The organism is Rothia sp. HMSC062F03, assembly GCF_001836905.1.
Classification (GTDB): domain Bacteria; phylum Actinomycetota; class Actinomycetes; order Actinomycetales; family Micrococcaceae; genus Rothia; species Rothia mucilaginosa_A.
Window position 1 is genome coordinate 37,394 of sequence record NZ_KV830882.1, and the last position, 24,309, is coordinate 61,702.

The 24,309-nt window shown below is 64.6% G+C and carries 17 protein-coding genes; 2 read left to right on the forward strand and 15 right to left on the reverse strand.

Annotated elements, in window-relative coordinates:
- The first annotated feature begins 15 nt into the window (after window positions 1–15).
- Complete coding sequence (locus tag HMPREF2674_RS04505) at window positions 16–1,461, forward strand: hemin ABC transporter substrate-binding protein (RefSeq protein WP_070824941.1); 1,446 nt, start codon at window positions 16–18, stop codon at window positions 1,459–1,461.
- A gap of 162 nt (window positions 1,462–1,623) precedes the next feature.
- Here HMPREF2674_RS04505 and HMPREF2674_RS04510 read toward each other — a convergent pair whose 3' ends face one another.
- From HMPREF2674_RS04510 to dapB, 11 genes are all read right to left on the reverse strand, one after another.
- Entirely contained in the window at window positions 1,624–3,561 is a 1,938-nt protein-coding gene (locus HMPREF2674_RS04510; RefSeq protein WP_070824942.1) for a regulatory protein RecX, read from the reverse strand.
- A gap of 207 nt (window positions 3,562–3,768) precedes the next feature.
- Window positions 3,769–4,875: a recombinase RecA gene (gene recA, locus HMPREF2674_RS04515; RefSeq protein WP_049332756.1), complete on the reverse strand. Its 1,107-nt coding sequence runs from the start codon at window positions 4,873–4,875 to the stop codon at window positions 3,769–3,771.
- 405 nt (window positions 4,876–5,280) lie between these two features.
- Window positions 5,281–5,502, reverse strand: coding sequence for a DUF3046 domain-containing protein (locus HMPREF2674_RS04520; RefSeq protein ID WP_049333114.1), 222 nt, complete (start codon window positions 5,500–5,502; stop codon window positions 5,281–5,283).
- Window positions 5,503–5,679: 177 nt separating this feature from the next.
- The gene (locus HMPREF2674_RS04525) at window positions 5,680–6,084 is read right to left on the reverse strand and encodes a helix-turn-helix domain-containing protein (RefSeq protein ID WP_049332759.1); all 405 of its coding nucleotides are present in this window, start codon (window positions 6,082–6,084) and stop codon (window positions 5,680–5,682) included.
- Window positions 6,085–6,398: 314 nt separating this feature from the next.
- Window positions 6,399–6,992 carry a CinA family protein gene (locus HMPREF2674_RS04530; RefSeq protein ID WP_049332760.1) on the reverse strand — a complete coding sequence of 198 codons (594 nt, stop codon included), beginning with the start codon at window positions 6,990–6,992 and terminating at the stop codon, window positions 6,399–6,401.
- Window positions 6,993–7,135: 143 nt separating this feature from the next.
- A complete protein-coding gene (gene pgsA, locus HMPREF2674_RS04535) occupies window positions 7,136–7,792 on the reverse strand; it encodes a CDP-diacylglycerol--glycerol-3-phosphate 3-phosphatidyltransferase (RefSeq protein ID WP_049332762.1) in 657 nt (218 codons plus the stop codon).
- Between the two features lie 210 nt (window positions 7,793–8,002).
- On the reverse strand, window positions 8,003–11,140 hold the full coding sequence (locus HMPREF2674_RS04540; RefSeq protein WP_070824943.1) for an FtsK/SpoIIIE family DNA translocase: 3,138 nt from the start codon (window positions 11,138–11,140) through the stop codon (window positions 8,003–8,005).
- 248 nt (window positions 11,141–11,388) lie between these two features.
- Window positions 11,389–13,104, reverse strand: coding sequence for a ribonuclease J (locus tag HMPREF2674_RS04545; protein WP_049344400.1), 1,716 nt, complete (start codon window positions 13,102–13,104; stop codon window positions 11,389–11,391).
- 494 nt (window positions 13,105–13,598) lie between these two features.
- On the reverse strand, window positions 13,599–14,534 hold the full coding sequence (gene dapA, locus HMPREF2674_RS04550; RefSeq protein ID WP_049344398.1) for a 4-hydroxy-tetrahydrodipicolinate synthase: 936 nt from the start codon (window positions 14,532–14,534) through the stop codon (window positions 13,599–13,601).
- 241 nt (window positions 14,535–14,775) lie between these two features.
- On the reverse strand, window positions 14,776–15,444 hold the full coding sequence (locus tag HMPREF2674_RS04555; protein ID WP_070824944.1) for a tetratricopeptide repeat protein: 669 nt from the start codon (window positions 15,442–15,444) through the stop codon (window positions 14,776–14,778).
- A gap of 9 nt (window positions 15,445–15,453) precedes the next feature.
- A complete protein-coding gene (gene dapB / locus HMPREF2674_RS04560) occupies window positions 15,454–16,212 on the reverse strand; it encodes a 4-hydroxy-tetrahydrodipicolinate reductase (RefSeq protein ID WP_049332771.1) in 759 nt (252 codons plus the stop codon).
- A 293-nt stretch (window positions 16,213–16,505) separates the two neighbouring features.
- Here dapB and HMPREF2674_RS04565 point away from each other — a divergent pair, with 293 nt between their 5' ends.
- Entirely contained in the window at window positions 16,506–18,473 is a 1,968-nt protein-coding gene (locus HMPREF2674_RS04565; RefSeq protein ID WP_070824945.1) for an acyltransferase family protein, read from the forward strand.
- 180 nt (window positions 18,474–18,653) lie between these two features.
- On the opposite strand, the gene HMPREF2674_RS04570 is transcribed toward HMPREF2674_RS04565, so the two are convergent.
- From HMPREF2674_RS04570 to rpsO, 4 genes are all read right to left on the reverse strand, one after another.
- Window positions 18,654–19,985, reverse strand: a complete 1,332-nt coding sequence (locus HMPREF2674_RS04570) for a M16 family metallopeptidase (RefSeq protein WP_049344392.1) — start codon at window positions 19,983–19,985, stop codon at window positions 18,654–18,656.
- Window positions 19,986–20,010: 25 nt separating this feature from the next.
- The gene (locus tag HMPREF2674_RS04575; RefSeq protein WP_080978765.1) at window positions 20,011–21,135 is read right to left on the reverse strand and encodes an acyltransferase family protein; all 1,125 of its coding nucleotides are present in this window, start codon (window positions 21,133–21,135) and stop codon (window positions 20,011–20,013) included.
- A 63-nt stretch (window positions 21,136–21,198) separates the two neighbouring features.
- The gene (locus tag HMPREF2674_RS04580; protein WP_070648946.1) at window positions 21,199–23,418 is read right to left on the reverse strand and encodes a polyribonucleotide nucleotidyltransferase; all 2,220 of its coding nucleotides are present in this window, start codon (window positions 23,416–23,418) and stop codon (window positions 21,199–21,201) included.
- 404 nt (window positions 23,419–23,822) lie between these two features.
- Window positions 23,823–24,092, reverse strand: a complete 270-nt coding sequence (gene rpsO, locus HMPREF2674_RS04585; RefSeq protein ID WP_049332781.1) for a 30S ribosomal protein S15 — start codon at window positions 24,090–24,092, stop codon at window positions 23,823–23,825.
- Window positions 24,093–24,309 lie beyond the last annotated feature (217 nt).

Genomic DNA, 24,309 nt, shown 5'->3' on the forward strand with positions numbered 1-24,309 from the left:
GGGGATAATGGCTCTATGCAGGTTTCCCTTAGTAGTAACTTTTCGCGTTTTTCACCGAACGATTCCTCTGGCTCTTCCGATGCCCCCGCACAGCAGGCGGAGGCTCCCGAGGCGCTAAACCCGGAGGAGGTCGCCCCCGAGGCCGAGCGCTCCCCTAGCGCCGAGGCCGGCTCTACCGATGATGCCCTCATCGAGGAGGCCATCGCCCTCTACACCCCCGTGCCGCCCCAGGCGAGCGCAGACTCCGCCGCGATGCGCCGCAACCTCTCGCGCATGTTGGCCTGGGCGAAGGGCCTGGAGCAATCCGGCGGCCGCGACCTTGCGAGCGTACGGATTCTGGGCACCGGCATGCGCTCGGTCGTGGTGCGTGTGAACTTTGAGGCAGCCGACCCCGCGGAGGCCGCCGAGGCCCTGCCATCCTCCCTGATTCTTAAGCGCTACCGCCGCAAGGATTCCACGCAGAACGCCGGCGGCTTCGGCTACCTGCGCGAACGCTACGGCCTACCGGCCCTCAACGAGCAGGTGCCCGGGCTCTTCCCGCGGTTCTACGGTGCCGATGCCGAGCTGCGGGTCATCGCGCTCGAGGATGTAAGCGCCGGAACCGCCGAGGGTGAGCAGTACTCGGTCGCCCACGCCCTGACGGAGGGCACCAAAGAGCAGGCCCTGAACGCGTTGGACTACTACGTGGGGGCCTACCGTTCGCTGGCGCGCGCCGGCATCATGGGTGAGGCCGTGGAAAGCTACCGCGCGAACCTGGCCCGCGCCGACCGCAAGGCGCAATTCCCCGGGGCCATCGCCTCCCCGGCGCTGGCCGAGCGTGGCCTCAAGCGAATTTACGGCGTGGATGAGCAGGAGCACCTCGAGGACCGCGAAGGTTTTGAGCTTCCCGAAGACCTCGAATCGCGCAGCACTCTGCCGCCCGCCGTGGAGGAGCTCTCCTTCCGCTTCCGCCGCGTGGTGCAGCCCTTCTTCACCAAGCGTCCGCCCGTTCCCGAACAGTTCAAGCTCAACCGCGGACGCGTCTACATGCTGTCCTCGGGCGATTTTTCGCCGCAGAACGTGCTTATCGGCCCGGCCGAGGAGGCACCGGTGCGCATCGTGGACGCTGAGGGCACCTGCCTGCATCACCGCGGCTTCCCCTTCGTCGAGGCCATGCTGGGCTTCCCCTCGTCACCGGAATACCCGCGCTACCGGGTGGACCGTCAGCGGGCCCTGCCGGCGCTGTACTCCGCACTCTTCGATGATGCTCCGCTCGAGGCGCACCTGGCCGAGGATCTCGCGGTGTGCACCGCGGTCACGGTGTGCGTGCTCGTGGAGCTCTACTCCGCTTCCCCGCGTGCGGCCTTGCTCCCGATGATTCGCCGCGAGGGCGCGCAGCTGATGCGCCTGCTCCTGCAGATTTCGGGTTCGCAGGATGCAACCCTGGCCGAATGTGCCGAGCGTCTGGACTCACCCGAGTAGGGAACGGCCATAGGCCTTCGGCAGGGGGCTTTATAGGGTTTTAAAAGGGTGAGCCCGCCGCAGAGTATTTCGGTGGCGGGCTCACCCTTTTGCTCGTCATAGTGCCGAGCGTAGCTGCGCAGTCCTCCTGCCGTCCTCCTGCCGACTTCCTACCGCAGGCCCCTACCAGAGGTCGTCCTCCGCGCCGTAGGCGGCAAGCTCCTCGCGGATTACCGACATCGATACCGAGGAGGAGTAGCCGCGGCGCGCAAGCATCCCCAGCAGGCGACGGGTGACCCTATCCTTCTCGGCGCGGTCGCTCAGATCCATGCCGGGGCGTAGCTTCTTGCGCACCAGCTCAGCGGCGTCCTCGCGTTCCTGCTCGTCGGTACGCTGGGCCAGGGCGTTCTCCGCTTCCTCACCGCGCACCCCGCGCTCGGCCAGCTCGCGGCGCAACGCGGCGCGCGAGAGCTTCTTGGTGCGGCTCTTCTGCCGCACGAAGGTCTCGGCGTATTCGGCGTCGTCGATGAGCTTGGCCGCCTCGAACTTATCGAGCAGCGGCTCGATGAGCTCGGCTTCGAAGCCTTCTGACTGGAGCTTCTTGCGCAGCTGCCCCCTGGTCTTTGCCGAGTAGGCCAGCTGGTTGTACACGATGGTCTTGGCGCGGGTGTAGGGGTCGGCTTCCTCGGCGGCGCGGTCGGCGCGCACCTTCTGCTTCCAGGAGGGGCCCTGCCCGCCCATCCCGGCGGAGCCGTTCCCGCCGTTTCTCGGCGCGCGAACCCCGGAGGCTTGAGAGGCTCGGGGCGCGGCCGGGCGCTTGCCGCTGCCGATACCCTGAGCTTCCTCCTCGGCGATACCCCGAATAAAGGCTTCCTCGGCCGCGGTGAGCTTCTCGTTCAAGCTGCTTCCCTCCCTGAATAGGTTGCTCCCCGAGCCGCGACCCGCGGGGCTCTTATGGGTTTCCTCTTCCTCGCTCCGGGCCCCGAATGCGGGCGCGTAGGGCGAGCGCTTCTGCATCTTCTCCCGCTGCGCCGGGCTCATGCGACGGAATCCGCGTTTGTACTCGCTCGGCTTCTGCCGGTTCGAGCGCTTCTTCTGCTGTTTCTCCCGCTGCTGCGCCTGGCGCTCAATCTCTTCTTTTTCCTCCGCGGTGAGCCCCGACCCGATGGATGCGGCCCCGGCCCGGCTCATGCGGCCGGCCGCCATGGGGCGGGGCTCCGCGCCTCCAGGCATGAAGGCCCGCACGGGGGCCTCGTCGATGGAGACGGCCGGCAGGTTCGGATCCACCCGCAGGCTACGGCGCGGCGAGCCCTCCGAAGATTCCTCGGAGCCTTGCCCTGCTCCCCCGCCCGGTGCGGGTTCGAGGGGTGCCGCGGGCACCGGAAAGTAGCCTGGGTAGTCGTCCCCGAGATCGCGGGCGATGGGCTCCTCGCGGAAGCCGTGGGCCGCCGGATGCCAATCGGGGAACTCTTCGGTTGCCTCTGGGACCGGCATCTTCCAGGAGGTCTTTTCCCCGGAAACCTTGCGCGGGGCTGCGTTTTTCCGGGTTACGTTTTCCTGCGCAGGTTTTGCCTGCGCCAGTTTTTTGGGCTCGGATCCTACCGCCCGCGATGCTTGGGGCACGGAGGTCTTCGGAGATGCTTCCGGCGGTGTTTTCGCGGGCCTGTTCGCCCCGGGCTTCTGCTCTACCGGCTTTTGTGCCCCGGATTTTTGTGCCCCGAACTTTTGCGATACGGGCACTTCAGATGCCTGGCGCGGCACGGCGGGTGCGTCAGGCTCCGCGGATGCGTACTGCGGAGCCCCCCAGTCGAGGACGGGCTCGGCCAGGGGCGCGGGCGCTTCGAAGGCCAGCGCCTCGAAGGCTCCCAGCTCGGCCGGGGCGGTGGGTGCTTCAAAGGTGAGGGGTTCAAAGCCTCCGCGGGCCGTGATATCGCCGTCCGCCGATTCGAAACCTGAAAAGCCGTCGGTGCCCGACACCGCGCCACCGAAGTTCTGCGCCGGAGAGGACCCGAAGAAAGGTTCGGTTGCGTCCAGGGCGGCGAAACCGGCGTCGTCCTCGCGCATACCGTCACGCTCGCCGCCGCGCGCGTTCTCGTCTTGGCCGAATACATCTCGTTCCATCTGCCTGTCCCCTCCTCTCTTTCTAATCCGCCGAAGCCCGTGTGCCTCCGGTTGGAGGCGCTCCCCCATTGTATCGAGCCGCACCTCCGCCGGTTCCGGCTTAAACGGCAATCGCCGCGCACCGTGCGAAAAGCACAGCGCACGGCGATTACCACGCGTTGTCGAGCGGGCCGCACATCCTATCGGGGACGGCCCACGGGCGAGGGTTTAGAACTCCTCAGCCAGCTCGTCCAGCGGATCGTTCTCGGTGCCCTCGGCCTCTGCGGCCTCCTCGGCGGGCTCCTCCTCGATGATGCCCAGCTTCACCAGAACCTTGTACTGCAGTTCCTCGGTGAGCTCGGGGTTGTCCTTGAGTAGCTTACGAACGTTTTCGCGGCCCTGGCCCAGCTGCTCACCGTCATAGGTGAACCATGCACCGGACTTCTTGACGATATCGTTCTCCACGGCCAGGTCGAGAATACCGCCTTCGACCGAGATGCCCTCGCCGTAGAGGATGTCGAACTCTGCCTGCTTGAAGGGCGGAGCCATCTTATTCTTCACAACCTTGGCGCGGGTGCGGTTACCAATCGGGTTCGCGCCGTCCTTCAGAGTCTCAATACGGCGAATGTCGATGCGCACCGAAGCGTAGAACTTCAGGGCCTTACCACCGGTGGTGGTCTCGGGCGAGCCGAAGAACACGCCAATCTTCTCGCGTAGCTGGTTGATGAAGATCGCGGTGGTGCCGGTTGCGGAGAGGCGACCGGTAATCTTACGCAGAGCCTGGCTCATCAGGCGAGCCTGCAGACCAACGTGGGAGTCGCCCATGTCGCCCTCGATTTCGGCGCGGGGCACCAGCGCGGCCACGGAGTCGACCACCACGATATCCACTGCGCCGGAGCCGACCAGCATATCCATGATTTCCAGGGCCTGCTCGCCGGTGTCGGGCTGAGAGACCAGCAGCTGGTCGATGTCCACGCCCAGCTTAGCGGCGTAAATCGGGTCGAGGGCGTGCTCGGCGTCGATGAACGCGGCCACGCCGCCGGCCTTCTGCACATTAGCGACGGCGTGCAGGGCCACGGTGGTCTTACCCGAAGACTCAGGACCGTAAATCTCAATCACGCGACCGCGGGGCAGACCGCCGATGCCGAGAGCGGCATCCAGGGCGATGGCACCGGTAGAGATAACCTCGGTGGTGGTGGTTTCCTTATCACCCAGGCGCATCACGGCGCCCTTACCGTAGTTCTTATCAATCTGTGCCATGACGGCTTCAAGTGCCTTGGCGCGACCCTCTTCGGGAACGCGAGCTACGCTCTGAGACTTGGTGCTCTTAGCCACGTTAGTACCTCGTTCTTTGTGGTGTCAGTGATGACGTCAATAATGTTTCTAGGAATCGGCGGGGCTCGTCGCCCCAGCTTTTCGCCTGCCGGTTCCTTCTGAGACTACTCTAGGGTCACGGCCTGACAGGATAAGGCCATTTTCACGATTTGTGGAAAAATCCCGCGGATTTTTCGAAAAATTCTCGATGTGGAAAAGTCTAGCACGAATCGAACAAAATTACGAGGCATTTTCGAATACCTCGCATAAGATTTCGGCAAATATTTTCGAATATTCGAAACCCGCCCAAGGATACCTCAATCGGTTCGCGCACACCTTTCGGGGCCTGGGGCGCACCGTAACCCGGCCGCCACGCTCCCCCGTAGCGCATCCCCGCGGCACTTAGACGCACCGCCATACACCGAGCTAACGCAACGGTTCCTTATCCGGGCCCCAGCGGCGCTCCTGCGGGATCTCCTGTTCCTCGCAGATGGCAAACCAGACCGTCTTCGGATTGACACCGGCATCCAGCGCCTCCGCCGCCGTCCGGTGATTCAGGGATCCCAGCACCAGATCCCGGGCCAGCACCGGGGCGTACCCGGCACCAAATTCGTGCTCCATGAGCGCCCAAAACTCGCTCAGCTTCATCGCAATCTCCTTCACCGCACCCGGCGGCAGCGTGCCCATTGGCGGAGCACCCACCCCGAGTTCTTCATTCTCACAATTCCGTCTCGCCATTGCTCGACAAAGAACCGATGCCGCACACCCGTTCGGGGTGTACGGCATCGGCCCAATAGCGGTGCGGAGCTTCCGCACCCTCACGTCTTAGAGAGAGACGTAGTAGTCGTTCTTGTAGCGTTCGGACAGCTCAGCCGGAACGGTATCCGGAATCTGAACGCCCTCTGCGACGGCCATACGATCGGCGACCTCGCGCAGCATCTGGGACATCGGGATGTCCAGAGCCTGGCAGATCCAAGCCAGCAGCTCGGAGGAAGCTTCCTTCTGACCGCGTTCAACTTCACTCAGGTAACCGAGGGAAACGCGGGCACGCTGCGAAACCTCTCGCAGGGTGCGGCCCTGACGCTGGCGGACATCGCGAAGAACCTCACCGATGGCCTGGCGGAGGGGAACAACTCGTGCTTCCTCAACGACCGGAGCCACCTGCTTGGGGGTCTCGTCGATTTCCTTCCACTTCGTAATACCGTTGATTGATACGCGCTGCTTAGCCATGAGCTTCTTTATCACTTTCCTGAGTAGTTCCTCCCGACGCGCGGGACTGTACAGAGTTAAGCCTAACTGATTTTTGGGATGCGAGCTACAAAACTCGCTGTTTTCGTCATCTTCTTCAGACTTGTATCCATTCAAACAGACCAAGCTATGTGTTTATTCCCTTGAAGCTGGGAGAAGACTGGGAAATTCTTTGAAGCGTAAAATATCCTCCCCGAGTCTTTCCCCTGTGCCTTCCCCCAAGCTTCACGAGCACCGCCTCACGTGCCTCACACACCGCCTGGTCATGCCACCGGGACGCGCCGCGGGGCTGGGTCCTAGAGGCTCTCCCTCAAAGAGCCGGAGGCGCTCCCCCGCACCGCGCGGGCCAGTAGCGCAATCGCATCCGCGCTCGCCGCCGCACGAACCCGGGCGCGATCCCCGTCGTAGTGGCGCTCGAACACCTCACACCCGCCCGGGGCGTGCACCCCGATAAACACGGTGCCCACCGGCTGGCCATCCGCGGGGTCGGGCCCCGCCACACCCGTGGTCGACACCGCGTAATCGGCACCGCACACCCGCGCCGCGCCGGCCGCCATCTGAGCCGCCACCTCCGGGTTCACCGCGCCCTCGGTCGCAAGCAGCTGAGCGTCCACGCCCAGCACCCGCGCCTTCACCTCGTAGGCGTAAGAAATCACGCCGCCGCGATAGTAGGCCGATGCGCCCGGCACCGTACAAATCGCGCCGCCCACGTCCCCGCCGGTCAAGGACTCAGCAGTGGCCACCTGCACCGGACGTTCCTGGGATGCGCACGAGCGCACCGCATCGCGCAGCAGCAGGGCCGCCGCCTGCGGGGTACCCGAAAAAACCTCGGCGCGCGCCAGCTCGGGCGAGGCCGACTGGGTGCCTTCGTTCAGAAGAGGAACCATGATTCATCCTTTCCCGGCGGCCGGGCCGACCCGACCGCCCGTTCACGCACCCGCTCCTTCCGCGAGCGCCCCGGTGCTCGAGCGCCGCTAACGCTCACCCCGGGTACAGTTCGGGGGAGCGGCCCGTACCGCTCCCCCATCAACGTCTATTGAGCGCGCTGCTTCTGCGCGGCCTGGTTCTGCAACCAGGTGCGACGCAGGTTGTAGGCATCGCGCACGTACACCAGGCCGGTCCACACGGTAATCGCCGTGACCGCGCCCATCAGCACCCAGCCCGGCACCAGCCAGCCCAGGCCCAGCTGACCCAGCGGCAGGAGCATCAGCACCAGCGCCACGGTCTGCAGTACCGTCTTGATTTTGCCGCCCTTGCTGGCCGCCATCACGCCGTACTTGATGACGAACAGGCGCATCACCGTGATGCCCCACTCGCGCAGCAGAATCACGATGGTCACCCACCACCACAGCTCGCCCAGGGCCGAGAGCACAATGAACGCGGCACCGGTCAGGAACTTATCGGCAATCGGGTCGGCGATCTTGCCGAAGCTCGTGATGAGGTTGCGGGAACGCGCCAGGTAGCCGTCGGCCCAGTCCGTGAGCATCGCGAGGATGAAAATCACCCAAGCGAGCCAGCGGTGGGTCGGGTCGTCGGCACCAAAGGTACCGCCACTGACCAGCGCCACGATGAAGAAGGGCACCGCGATGATGCGCAGAACCGTCAGCACGTTGGGAACGTTCCAATTCGACGTGCGAGGCTGCACCGCCCGGACCTCACCGGTGGGGGCTGGGGTGTGAGCGTCGCTCATGGGTGCTCCTTAGAGTCGGCGGGCTCGACGGGTGAGCCCGGTGTTGCAGTTTCGATGCGGGCCGCACACCGCGCGAGGCACGCGCACAGCCATCGTCAAATATTGGCACCGAAGGGTATCGGGAACGCACAAACGCCCCGTACGTCCATTATACGGGTGCCTCATCGGGCACCGCCGAACGTGCGGGGCGCTTGTGGATAACGCGTGAGCTTAGCGGCCCGTCAGCTGCCAGGCGTCCTCCGAGCCCTCGTCATCGGATTCGTCGTAATAATCGGTAACCGGCTCCCCCGGATCCACCGCGTTCGCGTACGGGTCGGCCGCCGGGGGCTCCTCACCGCGAATACGCGCCAGGGTGGCCTGCAGGTCGTCGGGGCGGACCAGCACCTCGCGGGCCTTCGAGCCCTCCGAGGGGCCCACCACGCCCTGCGACTCCAGCAGGTCCATGATGCGTCCGGCCTTCGCGAAGCCCATGCGCAGCTTACGCTGCAGCATCGAGGTCGAACCGAACTGCGTGGTAATCACGATTTCGGCCGCCTGCAACAGATCGTCGAGGTCGTCGCCGATTTCCTCGTCAATCTGCTTCTTCGCGGCCGAAACCATCACGTCCTCACGGTAGATGGTCGGGGCCTGCTTCTTCACGTGCTCAACCACGGCGTGAATCTCGGATTCGGAAACCCACGCACCCTGAACACGCATCGGCTTCGAGGCACCCATCGGCAGGAAGAGCGCGTCACCCTGACCAATCAGCTTCTCGGCGCCGGGCTGATCCAGCACCACGCGGGAGTCAGTGACCGAGGAGGTCGCAAACGCCATGCGGGAAGGAACATTCGCCTTAATCAGGCCGGTCACCACGTCCACCGAAGGACGCTGGGTAGCCAGCACCAGGTGGATACCGGCGGCGCGGGCCAGCTGCGTGATACGCACGATGGCCTCTTCCACGTCGCGCGGGGCGACCATCATCAGGTCGGCCAGCTCGTCCACGATCACCAGCAGGTACGGGTACTCGTGAATCGTGCGCTTGCTGCCGGGCTCGGGCTGAACCTTACCCTCGCGCACCGCCTTGTTGAAGTCGTCCACGTGCTTGTAGCCGTAGTGGGCGAGGTCGTCGTAGCGGGCGTCCATCTCGCGAACCACCCACTGCAGGGCCTCGGCGGCCTTCTTCGGGTTCGTGATGATGGGCGTAATCAGGTGCGGAATACCCTCGTAGGCGGTCAGCTCCACGCGCTTGGGGTCGACCATCACCAGGCGCACCTGGTCGGGAGTTGCGCGCATCAGAATCGAGGTAATCATCGAGTTCACGAACGAAGACTTACCGGCACCGGTCGCACCTGCGACCAGCATGTGCGGCATCTTGGCCAGGTTGGCCAACACGAAGCCGCCCTCAACGTCCTTGCCCACGCCCATGACCATCGGGTGGTGGTTCGCGTGGGCCTGCGGGGAGCGTAGCACGTCGCCCAGGGCCACGGTCTCGCGGTCGGTATTCGGAATCTCAATGCCGATCGCGGACTTGCCGGGAATGGGCGAAAGGATGCGCACGTCCGGGCTGGCCACCGCGTAGGCGATGTTCTTGCTCAGCGCCGTCACGCGCTCCACCTTTGTGGCCGGTCCCAGCTCAATCTCGTAGCGGGTCACGGTCGGGCCGCGCGAGAAACCGGTCACGTGGGCGTCCACCTTGAACTGCTCCAGCACGCTGGTGAGGGCCTCGACCACGTGCTCGTTGACCTCGGAGGACTCCTTGGCGGGCGGGCCGGAAACCAGCATCTCCTCCGAGGGCAGCACGTAGGCGCCGCGGGAGGACTGCACAACCTGCTCGCCGCGAGCCTGCTCGGTGGTCGCGGTCTGGGTGTTGTTCTGCAGGGGGCGGGACAGGCCGCCGCCGGAGCGTGCCGCCTGCTGGGACGCGCCCTGGTTCGTACTCTGGTTTGCGCCCTGATGCGCGCCGGCTGAATGTATGCGGGTCGGAATCGGAGCCTGACCCGCGGCGGCACCTCGGCCGGCCTCCTGAGCGGGTGCGCCCGCGGGCGGAACCACATCGCGGGGCCTGGTCTGCGGGGCGGGCTCGGAGGGAGCCTGCTGCGAGGAGTCGCCGCCGAAACCATCGTAGGCTTCCACGTCGAAGAGGGGCTCCTCCCCCGGGATGCGGCCGTGCGCCACCGCGGCGCGCTGCACCTGATCCAGGCGGGCGGCGGGAGCCTGAGAGGCCTCCACGTCAAAGAGGTCCGGGCCGCTCGAAGCCGCGGCGGGAGCCTGGTTCAGGCGACCGGGCAGACGACTCAGGCGGTTCGGCTTGGCGCCGGCGCGCGCGTCGGGAGCGGGGTTGGCGGGCTGCACGGGCATCTGGGTGGTCTCGGGGTGGGCATCGTCCACCACGGCGTTCACGAAGGCCTCGTCACCGGCGTACTCGTCGAGGGGGCCGTCATCGCCCTTGGAAACGCCAAAGCCCAGCCAGCCGCGCAGGCGCGCCATCAGGCCGCCGCCCGAAGAAGAGGCTCGGGCCGGCTTCTCGTCGTCACCGTACAGGTAGCTGCGGTCGTGCTCCTCGGCGTTCAGGTCCACGGTCTGAGTTGCATCATCCGAGGAGGAGCGCTCGCGGGTGGTGCCGTTGGGCTTCTCGCCCAGGGCCAGGCCCACCAGGTGCCGGGTGCGGGGCACAATCTGGCGAATCGGAGTGTTGGTCATGACCAGCAACCCTGCGAGCGCCAGCAGCAGGTGAATCAGAATCTCCACCGCCGCGATACCCCCGCTCAGGCGAACGATGGGGGTGCCGAGGATTACTCCCGTGACGCCGCCTCCGGCCCATACGGCCTCGAAACCGTCCGCAAAGGTCGGGTGCCCGGCGTGGCGGGCGAAGAAGAGGGAGGTCGCAATCAGCAGAATCAGGGAGCCCAGGGTCACCCGGTTATTGCGTTTGACCAGGTCGGGGCCTCGGAAGACGCACCAGGCCAGCACAAAGCTGAGCACCGGAATCAGCAGGGCACCCTGGCCGAAGATGCCGCCGAGCATCGTGTGCCAGGCGTCCAGGGGCGCGCGCAGCAGACCGAGAGAGGTGTGGGCGCGCCAGTTGTACCACTCAACACCGGCGCTGATGAGGCCGAAGAGCAGCAGTACGAGCGCGCCGCCATCACGACGCTGTTCGGGTTCCAGGTCGGTGCGCGCCGTGCCAATCGAGCGCACCGCGCCACCGATAGCGTGAGCGATGCTCAGCCAGACGGAGGCGATGGCGCCGGCGACAGGATTCGTCGCCTCGGCACCGCGACGGGCACCGCCCCTCGAGGAGGTGGTGCGCTTGCGGGTGGTTTTCTTTGACTTAGCGGTCGTACTACGACCCTTTGTGGTCCGTGGAGCCATACCTTTTAGAGTATCAACCTTCCCGTTAATCTAACGATTTCTTCGTTATCAGTGAGCGCAGCGGCTGCGATGGGGCGTCGCACGCGGGTGCTGGACCCGCCGAAACCCGCCGAGCCAGCCCGCCCTGCCGGATGCGCAGGGGGCGGGGCCGACACTCGGTATCGACCCCGCCCCCTGCGTTTCAGGTAACCCGTTTCAGCCTCGGCCCGAAAGCCGATGCCACCTGCGGGAGGCGGCCGCGCTGATATTTAGTTCTTAGCGTCCGGAGAGGTGCTCTCGATGACCACGGGCACGATCATGGGCTTGCGGCGCAGGCGGCGAGAGATCCACGCACCGATGGTGCGGCGCACAATCTGCTGCAGCTGCTGCACGGTGTGCACCTTCTCGGGTGCGCGGTGCAGTGCGTCCTCCAGGGCGGCGGTAATCTTCGGGACGATCTCGTCGAAGACGGCGTCGTCCTCCGCGATACCGCGGGCGTGGATGTCCGGGCCGGTCACCACGCGCTTGGTCGCGCGGTCAATCGCGGTCACGATGGACACGAAGCCTTCCTCACCCAGGATGCGGCGGTCCTTCAGGTCGCTCTCGGTCACCTCGCCGACGGAACGGCCGTCAACGTAGAGGTACTCGCAGGGAATCTCGCCGACCACGGTGGCCACGCCATCGCGCAGATCCACCACGGTGCCGGACTCGCAGAGCAGCACGTTCTGTGCGGGGACACCGGTCTCGATGGCCAGGTCGCCGTTGGCAATCAGGTGGCGCACCTCGCCGTGAACGGGCATGACGTTCTTGGGCTTGAGGATGTTGTAGCAGTACAGCAGCTCGCCGGCGGCCGCGTGGCCGGACACGTGAACCTTCGCGTTGCCCTTGTGCACCACGTGGGCGCCCAGCTTCATGAGGGCGTTGATGATGCGGTACACGCTGGTTTCGTTACCGGGAATCAGCGAGGAGGCCAGCACCACGGTGTCGCCCGGCTCAATCTGAATCTTGTGGTCGCCGTTAGCCATACGCGAGAGCGCCGCCATGGGCTCGCCCTGCGAACCGGTGCACATCATCACGATCTGGTCGGGGCGGTAGTCGTCGACCTTCTTCAGGTCCACGAGCACGTTGTCGGGCACCTTCAGGTAGCCCAGCTTCTCGGCGATGGTCATGTTGCGCACCATGGAGCGGCCCACGAGCACGACCTTGCGACCGCGTTCGGCGGCGGCGTTCAGCACCTGCTGCACGCGGTGCACATGCGAGGAGAAGGAGGCCACGATGATGCGGCCGCGAGCGTCACGGAAGACGTTTGAGAGCACCGGGCCGATGTTCTTCTCGGTCGGGGTGAAGCCGGGAACCTCTGCGTTGGTGGAGTCCGGCAGGAACAGGTCCACACCCTCCTCACCCAGGCGGGAGAAGTGGCGCAGGTCGGTCAGGCGACCGTCCAGAGGCAGCTGGTCCATCTTGAAGTCACCGGTGTGCAGAACCTTGCCTGCCTTGGTGCGGATGTAGACGGCCAGCGCATCCGGAATCGAGTGGTTCACTGCCACGAACTCGCACTCGAACGGGCCGAAGCGCTCCACCTGGTGTTCCTTCACCGCGAGGGTGTAGGGCTTGATGCGGTGCTCGGCCAGCTTCGCCTCGACCAATGCCAGGGTCAGCTCGGAACCGACCAGGGGGATGTCGGGGCGGCGGCGCAGCAGGTAGGGAACCGCGCCGATGTGGTCCTCGTGACCGTGGGTCAGCACCATGGCGACCACGTCGTCCAGACGGTCGACAATGTAGCTGAAGTCGGGCAGGATCAGGTCCACGCCGGGCTGGGACTCTTCGGGGAAGAGCACGCCGCAGTCGACAATCAGCAGCTTGCCGTTAATTTCGTACACGGTCATGTTACGACCGACTTCGCCCAGGCCGCCCAGGGGCACCACGCGCAGGGTGCCCTTCTTCAGGCGGGGAGGCAGGGGAAGATTCGCTTCAAAGACGCTCATCGTGTGTCTCCTCTTTCTATTTTCTTACTATCTGTTGTGTCGTGATTCGTTCGAGGGGCTCAGGCGCCGGGCCTTAGCGTGCGGGCCTGCGTTCGCATCCTCGTTCGTCACGGGAAGTCTAGTGATATGCGTTCCGGGGCGAGTTTCGCTCCGAATACGGGTCTGGAGTGTTCCAAATGTTGTGGAGTTTCCGGGGATTCCGAGTGTTCCGGGGTTTCCGTGGGTTACGCGACGTGTTTCTGCGGCCTATCGGTGCCGCGGCGGGTCATGGTCGTTTCGGACACCTCGGGAAATACGCCAGAGCGGACCCCTCGCCGTCGTAACGGCGAGGAGCCCGCGTTGGGGGCCGCGTTCCACGCGTGCTGAAAGCATACGTCACGGTAATTCGCTATGAGCGGCCAAATTACCGCGTGGGCGGCCAAAAGTCTCTCTTAACCTGCTTCACGCCGCCCGGGAACACTAGCCCGGACGTATAAAAGAAGCTAAATAAAAGTTTATGCGTTTTTCAGGGTGTGGGCAAGGCTGGAGGTCATCAGGTCCTCGCGCATGGCGGCCAGCACCTCCGGTTCGGAGAGCACGTGCGGCAGGCGAACGACCGGCTGGCCCAGCACGCCCTGCCAGGCGAGAATCTCCTTGGCGGCCACGCAACCGGGGGCGCGACCCATGGTGGCGCGCACGATCGGAGCCAGCTCCAGGTGCAGGCGCTGCGCTTCCACGAGGTCCTGGGCCACCACCGCGTCAATGAGCGCGCGGAAGAGGTTCGGGGCCACGTGCGCGGTCACAGACACCAGGCCGACGGCACCCATCGCCATCCAGGGCAGGGTCAGGCCGTCGTCGCCGCTGTAGTAGTGCAGATCGGTGGTTGCCATGACCTCGGTTGCGGCACCGAAATCAGCCTTGGCGTCCTTCACTGCGACGATGCTGTCAATCTCGGCCAGGCGGCGGTAGGTTTCGGGGGCAATCGGGATGCCCGCGCGGCCCGGGATGTCGTAAAGCATCACGGGAGTGTCGGTGGCCTTGGCCACGGTGGAGAAGTGGGCGTACACGCCCGGCTGAGTCGGCTTGTTGTAGTAGGGGGTCACGACCAGCAGGCCGTCCACGCCGACCTTCTCTGCACGGTGGGCCAGCTCAATGGTGTGCGCGGTGTCGTTTGAACCCACGCCGGCAATGATCTTGGCGCGAGAGCCAACGGTGTCCTTCACAATTTGGAAGACGCGCTCGTTCTCGTCGTCGGTCATGGTCGAGTACTCGCCGGTGGTGCCGCAGACCACCAGGCCGTCGTGACCGTTATCGACCAGGTAGTTCGCCAGGTCTGCCACCTGCTTCTCGTCCACGGAGCCGTCCTGCGCGAAGGGGGTGACCATCGCGGTCAGCAGGCGGCCGAAGACGGGCTCAACAAAGGTACCGGGGTTAGATAGGTTCTCAGACATATTTCCAGGGTACCCCCGAAATGCAGGTTTTTACTACATAACGCATAAATTTTCATATAGTGTCGCGCGGCACCCCCCCCCGCACGCCGCGGCGGGTTCCCGAGGTGCCTCCCGCGGGCCCCGGCCCGATAGACCGCCCCGGCTCGCCGAACTAATACTCATACGGCAAAAGGGCCGCCCCGGGTACTCTCCCGGCGCGGCCCCTCAACCTTCGGGAGCGCAACCGCTCCTCCCGATGCTTCTAACGCATTTCCTTCGCGGCGCCACCCGAGCGCAACGACCACGCGTTACGCATCGCCGCGCGGGCGCGCTTGCGCTCGCCCACCGCATCGTACATGCAGGCCAGGTTGAACCAGGCCTTCCAGTTCTCGGGCTCCTGCTCAACCGCCGCCGCGAAGGACTCAAACTCCGCCGCGGCTGCCTCGCGGTCCACCTTACCGCTCGGGGTGCGCGGCAGGTTATCCTCCGCCAGGTCCCCCGAATCGGACAGCTGCTGAGCCATCATCTGAATACGCGTTCCAAAGAGAATCTCACGCACCAGGGCCCACGCGCCGAGCACGGGCAGCAGAATCATGCCGAGCCCCAGCACCATGCCGGCCACCGAACCCGAAAGGAGCAGGGACACGCCACGATCGGCCGTGTACACCAGGTACAGCACCAGCAGCGTGCAGGTCAGCGCGGCGAAGGTTTTGCCGAACCCACCGGCATCCACGGTCACGAAGACCGCGCTAAAAATCAGCACGCCCAGGATGAAGGCGCGCACCACGATGGGTAGCGGCAGGATGAGCACCGTCACCACCAGCAGAACGCACGCGCACGCCGTCCACAGGCGCAGCGAAGCCCACCAGGGGCCGCGGCTTCGCGCCTCGGCGGGAGCCGGCGAACCCTCGGAAGAAGTCTGTTCAGACATCGTGCCCTCCTAAGACAGGTCCATGTAGGCGTCCAGGCCCACGCTCAGGCCCGGATGCGCCGCCACCTCGCGCACACCCAGCAGCACGCCGGGCATGAATGAGGCGCGGTCGAAGGAATCGTGGCGAATCACCAGCTGCTGGCCGGGGTCGCCCAGCAGAATCTCCTGGTGAGCCACCATTCCGCGCAGACGTACCGCGTGCACGTGCACGCCGTCCACCACCGCGCCGCGCGAACCCAGCGGATCGGATGTCGTGGCGTCCGGGCTCGGACCCACGCCGGCCTCGGCACGGGCGGCCGCCACCTTGCGGGCCGTGTGAACCGCGGTGCCGGAGGGGGCATCCACCTTGTTCGGGTGGTGAATCTCAATGATTTCAACCGAATCGAAGTAGCGGGCGGCCTTGGCCGCAAACTCGGTGGCCAGAATCGAACCGATCGCGAAGTTCGGGGCAATCAGTACGCCCACGCCGGGGTGCTCGCCCAGCAGCTCGCGCAGGGAGTCCAGGCGTTCGGGGGTCCAGCCGGTCGTGCCGACCACCGCGTGCATGCCGTGCTCAACCGCGAAGCGAACGTTGGCCTCGCTCGAATCCGGAACGGTCAGGTCAATCACGATTTCGGCGCCGGAGTCGACCAGCTCCTGCAGGTCGTCACCGCGGCCCAGGGCCGCCACCAGGTCCATATCCTCGGCGGTGTTGACGGCGCGAACCGCCTCCGACCCCATGCGGCCCGCGGCCCCAAGAACCGCTACCTTCCAAATCTTCTCGCTCATGCGCTCTCCTCGCTTCTTCCTGGTGGCTTCTTCCGTGGCGGTAGGCCCGTTGTGGGGCGGCCCGTCACCATTTCTTCTCCTCCATTATCGCCGATGCGCTACCGCGCGACCCTCCGGGGCCTCTTCTCGTCTCTCGGCCGGCCTTCCCGGAGCGCCCGCTCGCGCCCCAATCCCGGCGCTGACGTGCTGGCTCTCGGCGCCATATAAGAATCCCACTACGTCATCTAATGGAATCAAACCTATAATAGGTTGGTATTTAATTTTCAATCCGTCCCTCGGAGTACACAGACCGTATGAAGTCCCTCTTTACCTCCTCTGTACGCCCATATGAAGCAAACCGGCGTTATATTCTGCCTGGTTTGGACGGTTTGCGCGCCATCGCAGTGCTCCTGGTGATCGTGTACCACTTCTGGCCCGCGGTCCTGCCCGGCGGCATGATTGGCGTGGATATCTTCTTCGTCATCTCGGGTTTTCTCATCACTTCGCTCCTGCTGCGCGAGGGTGCACTGAACGGCCGCATCGCGCTCGGTAGCTTCTGGATTCGCCGTGCCCGCCGTCTGCTACCGGCCATCGCCCTCATGATTCTCGTGCTGGGTCCCGTGAGCCTCATCGTTGGCGGCGATATCCAGGTCAACCTGGGCCGCCAGCTGCTGGGCGCGGCAACCTTCTCCTCCAACTGGATTTCCATCTTCGCCGGAAACGACTACTTCGCGCAGACCTCCCCGGAGCTCTTCACGAACTTCTGGTCCCTGGCCGTCGAGGAGCAGTTCTACGTGGTCTGGCCGCTGCTCATTGTTGGTTTTGGCTTGTTGTTGCGCCGTTCGTGGCGTCGTTTTAGCGTGGTTATAGTGTTGGGCATTATTGCGTCACTGAGCGTTGCTACCGCTCTTCTGATGTCCGGCGCACCCATTAGCCGCGTCTACTACGGCACCGACACCCACCTGTACGGTCTGCTGCTCGGCGCCCTGCTGGCGTTTGCGCGCCCCTGGTCGCTGTACCCGCCGTTGCAGCAGTCCGTGCTGTACCGCGTGGCTCAGCCCTTTGGCGTGGTTGCTTTCGCCCGCGTCATGATTAGCTGGCTGTCCCTGTTCGCGCTGATTCCCTACGCGGTTCTCGTGCCCGAATCGGCACCCGGTGCAATCCCCTGGGGTCTGTTCGGCGCTTCCCTGCTGGCTCTCGGCGTGATTCAGGGCATGCTGCCCGATATGCTTGCCGGTGCTTCCGAGGCCCTGCGCCGCCTGCTGAACTTTGCGCCCCTGCGCTGGGTGGGCGAACGCTCCTACGGCCTGTACCTGTGGCACTGGCCGCTGGCCGTGGTCATGCACTACCTGCTCGGCGCGGACCGCTCCCCGCTGGTGAACGTCGGCGTGCTGGTGGCGACTTTCGCCATCGCCGAGATGTCCTACCGCTGGGTTGAGACCCCGATTCGACGCCACGGCTTCCGCGGAAGCGCCAACCGCGTTATCGCCTCCTTCCAGAATGCCACCGTTAAGGCCCTGCCCATCGCCCTGACCCTGCTCGTGATTGCGGCCGCCGGCGCGACCGGCGTGGCCGTACGCACCGCGCCGGCCATGACCACCGCCCAGCAGTCCGTTGAGGACGGCAAGCGCGCCGCGGCCGAACGTCTGAAGGCCCGACAGGAGGCGCGCGCCAGCGCCTCCGCGAGCGCTTCGGCCAACCCCACGGCCAAGGACGGAAAGGATGCGAAGGCCACCGCCTCAGCAAGCGCCTCGGCCTCCCAGGAGGCCACCGGCCCCATCGACTCCTCACAGGTGACCGTCGTGGGTGACTCCATCGTGGTGGCGACCTCCCCCGATCTCTACGACAAGATGCCCGAGGCCCAGATTGATGCGGCTGAGGGACGCACCATCGCTAACGCGCTGCCCATTATTAAGTCCATGGGCGCCAACGGTCAGATTCGAAAGACCCTGGTGCTGTCGGTGACTGCAAACTCGACCATTCTGGACGGTCAGCTCGATCAGGTGCTGGCGGCCATGCCCGCCGATTCGAAGCTGGTGCTCGTGACCGGTTACGGCCCGCGCAACCTGAGCTGGATCGAGTACTCGAATACGAAGATTCGAGAGTTTGCTTCCCAACATTCCGACCGCGTGATTATCGCGGATTGGAACTCGGCGATTCGCCAGGCCCTGCAGACCCAGAGCGGTCTGCTCGCTTCCGACGGCGTGCACCCCGAGGCGGCCGGCCAGGAGCTCTACGCCCGGGTCGTGGAGCAGGCCATCGCCAAGGCACAGAAGAAGTAGCGGCGTCGCAGCCACAAAGCGCAAGTACTCGCGTCGAACCGGCTGGCCCGGTGACGCTAACCCGGTGACGGTTCTGACGCGCTGAAAGGCCCGTTGGTCACTCTCATGAGAGTGACCAACGGGCCTTTCGATTTCCCGTAGCTCTATTTCAAACGGCAAGGGGCCAATGCCCCGCACGAGCTACCGCACGATGGTCGTAATCATCTGCTGCTCACCCAGGAAGGCGGCGAGATCGCGTACCTCGTCGAGGGAGACCGCGCGAATCTTCTCCAGCAGCTCGTCGGTGCTCGTGAACTGGCCAGAATCCATCTCCGCGCGGCCCAGGCGGGACATGCGCGAGCCGGAGTCCTCGCTGCCGAGCACGGTGGAGCCGGCCAGCTGACCGCGCACCTTCAGCAGCTCCTCCTCGGTGATGCCGGCGGCCGCGAGCTTATCGAACTCGTGGCCCATGACCTCGCGCACCTGCTCGGTCTTGGCGGGCAAGCAGCCGGCGTACATGCCGAAGTAGCCGGCGTCCGAGTAGGCACCGGAGAACGCGAAGGTGCTGTACGCCAGGCCGCGCTTCTCGCGGATCTCCTGGAACAGGCGCGAGGACATGCCCGCACCAAACGCGCTGGTCAGCACGCTCAACGCGTAGCGGCGGTCGTCGCCCGCGATGATGCTCGGGCAGCCCATCACGATGTTGGTCTGCTCAAAGCCCTTCTGCACCTCGCGCAGCTCGCTCAGCGGTACGATGCCGCTGTCGGTACGCACACGGCGCGGCGCGGGGGCCACGCCCTCCCGCAGGTCCCAGCCGTAGCGGGTGAGCGACTCCAGCACGAGGCGAACCATGGTGCTGTGCTCCAGGGAACCGGCGGCGGAAATCACCAGGCGATCCGGGGTGTAGTAGCGCTTGTAGTGCTCCCACACGGCGTCACGCGGGACCGCCTGAATCTCCTCGGGGGTGCCGCCGATGGGGCGTCCGAGGGGGTTGGCGCCCATGAGCTGCTCCACGAAGTTCTCGAAGGCGACGTCGGTCGGGTCGTCCTGATCCATCGCGATTTCTTCGAGAATCACCCCGCGTTCCTGCTCCAGGTGGGCGGGATCAAGCAGGGCGTTGGTCACCATATCGGTGATGACGTCCACGGCCATGGGCGCGTCGTCGTCGAGCACACGCGCGTAGTAGCAGGTGTGTTCTTTGGCGGTCAGCGCATTGGATTCTCCGCCCACCGCGTCGAAGGAGGACGCAATGTCGAGCGCCGTGCGGGTACCGGTGCCTTTGAACAGCAGGTGCTCCAGAAAGTGCGTGGAGCCGAGCATGCCGGGAGCCTCGTCACGCGAGCCCACCCCCACCCAGAAGCCGATGGACACGCCGCGCGTGCCGGGCATCTTCTCGGTGATGACGCGCACGCCACCGGGCAGGATGGAGCGGCGCACCTCGTTGCCGCCCGCGCCCTCGTAGATGAGGCGGCCACGCTCGTAGTCGAGCTCCTCGGCAATGGCGTCAAGCTCGACGGGCAGGGAAATAGACATTCAGTGTCCTTCGATGTGAGTTCGGTTAGCTAATCTTTTGTTCGATGGGACGCGGCAGGGTAAAGAGCGGAATCCGGAGCTTTCGTGCGCAGTACCCCAGCAGCAGCGAGGCGAGGATCGCAAAGATCGTACCGCCCACCAGGAACAGAGGTACCGAGAAAAGACCAGACTTCGTCAGTACGAAACGGAAGGCGGCACCGCACACGATGTGCGCGATAAAGATTTCCAGGGAGTGGCGTCCCAGGTAGGCGAGCCAGCCGCTCCACGGAACCCGAGCCAGCAGGTAGGAGAGCGAGAGCACCGTCAGCGAGGATATCACCGTCGCAAGAATACCCATAGCTACCGCACCAACATCATTCGTGAAGTAAGGAATGACGGTAGGCGGAGTAGCCTGAATGTTCATCAGAAGGTAGATGTAGTCGAACAGGCCAACAGCAACGATACCCGCGTGAGCTGCCAAGGGAATGGAGCTCATAATGCGTTGGAATCGTTCATGGCCAAGCGCCACACCAACGAGGAAGAAGAAGAGTAGCGAAAGGCCCTGAGTACCGACATACTCGCCGATGTACCCCCACGAGGCAAGCGCAAGAATCGCTGAGCCAGCAATCGTTAGGGCAGCGATAGCGTTCTTCTGCCATACTCGCGTCACCACAGCAATAATGGTGACAATCATGAGCCAGGGGAAGAACCAAAGCTGACCTTCGGGCTTCCACAGCTCCAGCAGGCTCATAACAGTCGTCTTATCGGAAGAATTAGACGGAAGTACAAGCTTCATACCCACCTGTAGAACCTGCCAAATGACGTACAGGTATCCGAAGAGAACCAGACGTTTCGTCAGGTACGAGGAGGGGGTAGTCTTCAACGCTCCTCGCGACACGAACAGGCCGCTCAGGAAGGCAAAAACTACCAGGTGCCAAAAATAGACACCGTAGTCAAGAACATATTTATAGGGGCGGAAGGCTTCCGTCCCCAGTCCAGATGCCCACATCCCTCGATGAATGTGCCCAAACACAATTGCAATGATTGCGATGCCTTTAGCAATATCAATTGTGCTGTCACGTCGTGTCAACATTCGCTCACTTTCCTTCCAGTGCAAGAGAAATATATTAATCTTATCCCTCTTACTCGCGACAAGGGGCGCCCGGTGCATCCGGCGGGGAGTGAACCGCACCGGGTGCGCCGAACGCCCCTCATCACTTAGCGGGGGTTACGACTACTCGTCGTCGCCGCCCTCAACGACCGGTGCGAGCGAGAGCTTGCCGCGGTCATCAATCTTGGTGATCTCCACCTGAACCTTCTGGCCCACGGAGACAACGTCCTCGGCGTCAACCACGCGCTTGCCACCGTTGAGCTTACGCATCTCAGAGATGTGCAGCAGACCGTCCTTACCGGGGGTCAGCGAGATGAAGGCACCGAAGTCGGTCACCTTCACCACGGTGCCCAGGTAACGCTCGCCGACCTCGGGAACCTGCGGGTTCGCGATGGCGTTCACGGCGGCGCGGGCAGACTCGGCGGAGGGGCCGTCGGCTGCGCCGATGTACACGGTACCGTCGTCCTCGATGGAGATGTCGGCGCCGGTGTCCTCCTGAATCTGGTTGATCATCTTACCCTTGGGGCCGATGACCTCACCAATCTTGGCGACCGGAATCTTCACGGAGATAATGCGCGGTGCGTACTCGCTCATCTCGTCGGGTGCGTCGATGGCGCTGGTCAGCACATCCAGGATGTGCAGGCGAGCCTCGCGGGCCTGGGTCAGCGCACCGGCCAGCACGGAGGCGGGGATGCCGTCGAGCTTGGTGTCCAGCTGAATAGCGGTCACGAACTCGGAGGTACCCGCCACCTTGAAGTCCATGTCGCCCAGTGCGTCCTCGGCACCCAGGATGTCGGTCAGGGCAGCGTAACGGGTCTCGCCGTTCACTTCGTCGGACACCAGACCCATTGCGATACCCGCAACGGGTGCGCGCAGCGGCACGCCGGCGTTCAGCAGGGACAGGGTCGAGGCGCAGACCGAACCCATGGAGGTCGAGCCGTTGGAGCCCAGAGCCTCAGAAACCTGGCGGATAGCGTAGGGGAATTCTTCGCGCGAGGGCAGCACCGGGGTGATTGCACGCTCGGCCAGGGCGCCGTGACCGATTTCGCGGCGCTTGGGCGAACCCACACGGCCGGTCTCACCGGTGGAGTACGGCGGGAAGTTGTAGTGGTGGATGTAGCGCTTGGACTTGAGCGGGTGCAGGGAGTCCAGCTGCTGCTCCATCTTGAGCATGTTCAGGGTGGTGATACCCATAATCTGGGTCTCGCCACGCTCGAAGAGGGAGGAGCCGTGCACGCGGGGCAGGACCTCAACCTCGGCGGTGAGCTGACGGATATCGGTCAGGCCGCGGCCATCGATGCGCACCTGATCGGTGAGGATGCGCTGGCGCACGATGTGCTTGGTCAGGGCGGCGAATGCCACGTCAACCTCGTCTGCACGCTCTTCGAATTCCTTGCCCTCGCCGGTCAGAGCTTCCTTGAGGTCTTCTTTCAGCTCGGCTGCGGCGGCTTCGCGCTCCTGCTTGCCGGCGATGGAGTACACCTCGACCAGGCGGTCTGCGGCGAATTCCTTCACGGCTGCGTCCACGTCCTCGCCGTGGCCGCCGAAGAAGGGCAGCTCGAGGGCGGGCTTGCCGGCGCGGGCTGCCAGGTCGGACTGGGCCTTGCACAGGGCAGCGATGAAGGGCTTAGCGGCCTCCAGACCCTGAGCGACGACCTCTTCGGTGGGGGCGGTCTGGCCGTCCTCCTTGATGAGCTTCCAGGAGTTGTCGGTGGCCTCAGCCTCGACCATCATGATGGCCACGTCTTCGGTACCGTCGGCCTTGGTGACGATGCGACCGGCCACGGCCATATCGAACACGGCGTTCTCGAGCTGGGAGTACTTGGGGAAGCAGACCCACTGGCCGTCAATCAGGGCCACGCGCACGCCACCGATGGGGCCGCTGAAGGGCGCACCGGAGAGCGTGGTCGATGCCGAAGCCGCGTTAATCGCGAAGGTGTTGTAGATTTCGTCCGGGTTGTAGGTCAGGACGGTCACGACGACCTGCACCTCGTTGCGGATGCCCTTGGTGAAGGCGGGGCGCAGCGGGCGGTCAATCAGGCGGGCTGCCAGAATGGCCTCGGTGCTGGGGCGGCCTTCGCGGCGGAAGTAGGATGCCGGGATCTTGCCGGCTGCGTACATGCGCTCTTCCACGTCCACGGTCAGCGGGAAGAAGTCGAAGCCCTCGCGGGGAGACTTGCCGACCACGGTTGCGGAGAGCAGGGTGGTCTCGTCATCGATGGTGACGAGCACCGAGCCGTTAGCCTGCTTGGCGAGACGGCCGGTTTCAAAGCGCACGTGGCGCTTACCGTAAATGCCGTTGTCGATTTCGACTTCGGCAAACTGGATTTCGGGACCTTCCACGGTTCCTTCTTTCTCTTGGTCAGCCGGTGCGTAGCGCACGAGTCGGCCTTCGATAGGAAACCACGGCACCGCTCCCCCGCCGTCATCGCGCCGGTTGGATCCGGCGGTTCCGGGCAGAGTCCCGCACCGTTCGTATGTGCTGAGGGGTGTTATTCCGTAATTCGCTACCGAGGACCGCGGCGTGTGCGCTCGCGGCTGGTTTTCTGTCATGGTTGGTGGGGCGTGCCCACCGGACGGTCCGGGCCGTCCGACCCGCGACCGGTTGAGGTGAGCGCCCCCGAACGCGGCAGTACGGACGTGCCGACGCCCGCGCCTTACGAAGAAGGCGAGGAACAGCTACAGCACGTCCGCACGAACCGCCGCGGGGCGGTTAATCACCGCGTGAAGCGTCAAACGCTCCCGTTTTATCGGCGCAGGCCCAGGCGCTCGATCAGCGAACGGTAACGCTCGATGTCGACGCTCTTGAGGTAGCCGAGCATGTTGCGGCGACGACCAACGAGGATCATCAGGCCGCGACGGGAGTGGTGATCGTGCTTGTGGAACTTCAGGTGCTCGGTCAGGTCGGAGATACGACGAGACAGAACTGCAATCTGAACCTCGGGCGAACCGGTGTCGCCCTCGTGGGTTGCGTATTCCTTGATGATTTCCTGCTTGATAGCGGGATCCAGTGCCACTTTTAACTCCTAGAGTTAGTACCGCATACGTCCCGTACGGACGGTTGCCGCCGGGTGGTGGGCTTGCGCCCTCAATACACGACGTCTGCTGCGGACTGCAGACGCGTTCTTCCCATTCTACGCTACCGGGACGCGTTCGCGGAAGAGCGCACAAAAGCCCGGCGGCAGGTAGCTCATCACACTACCGGCCGCTGGGCTTTCGAGGCGAACGTTCACA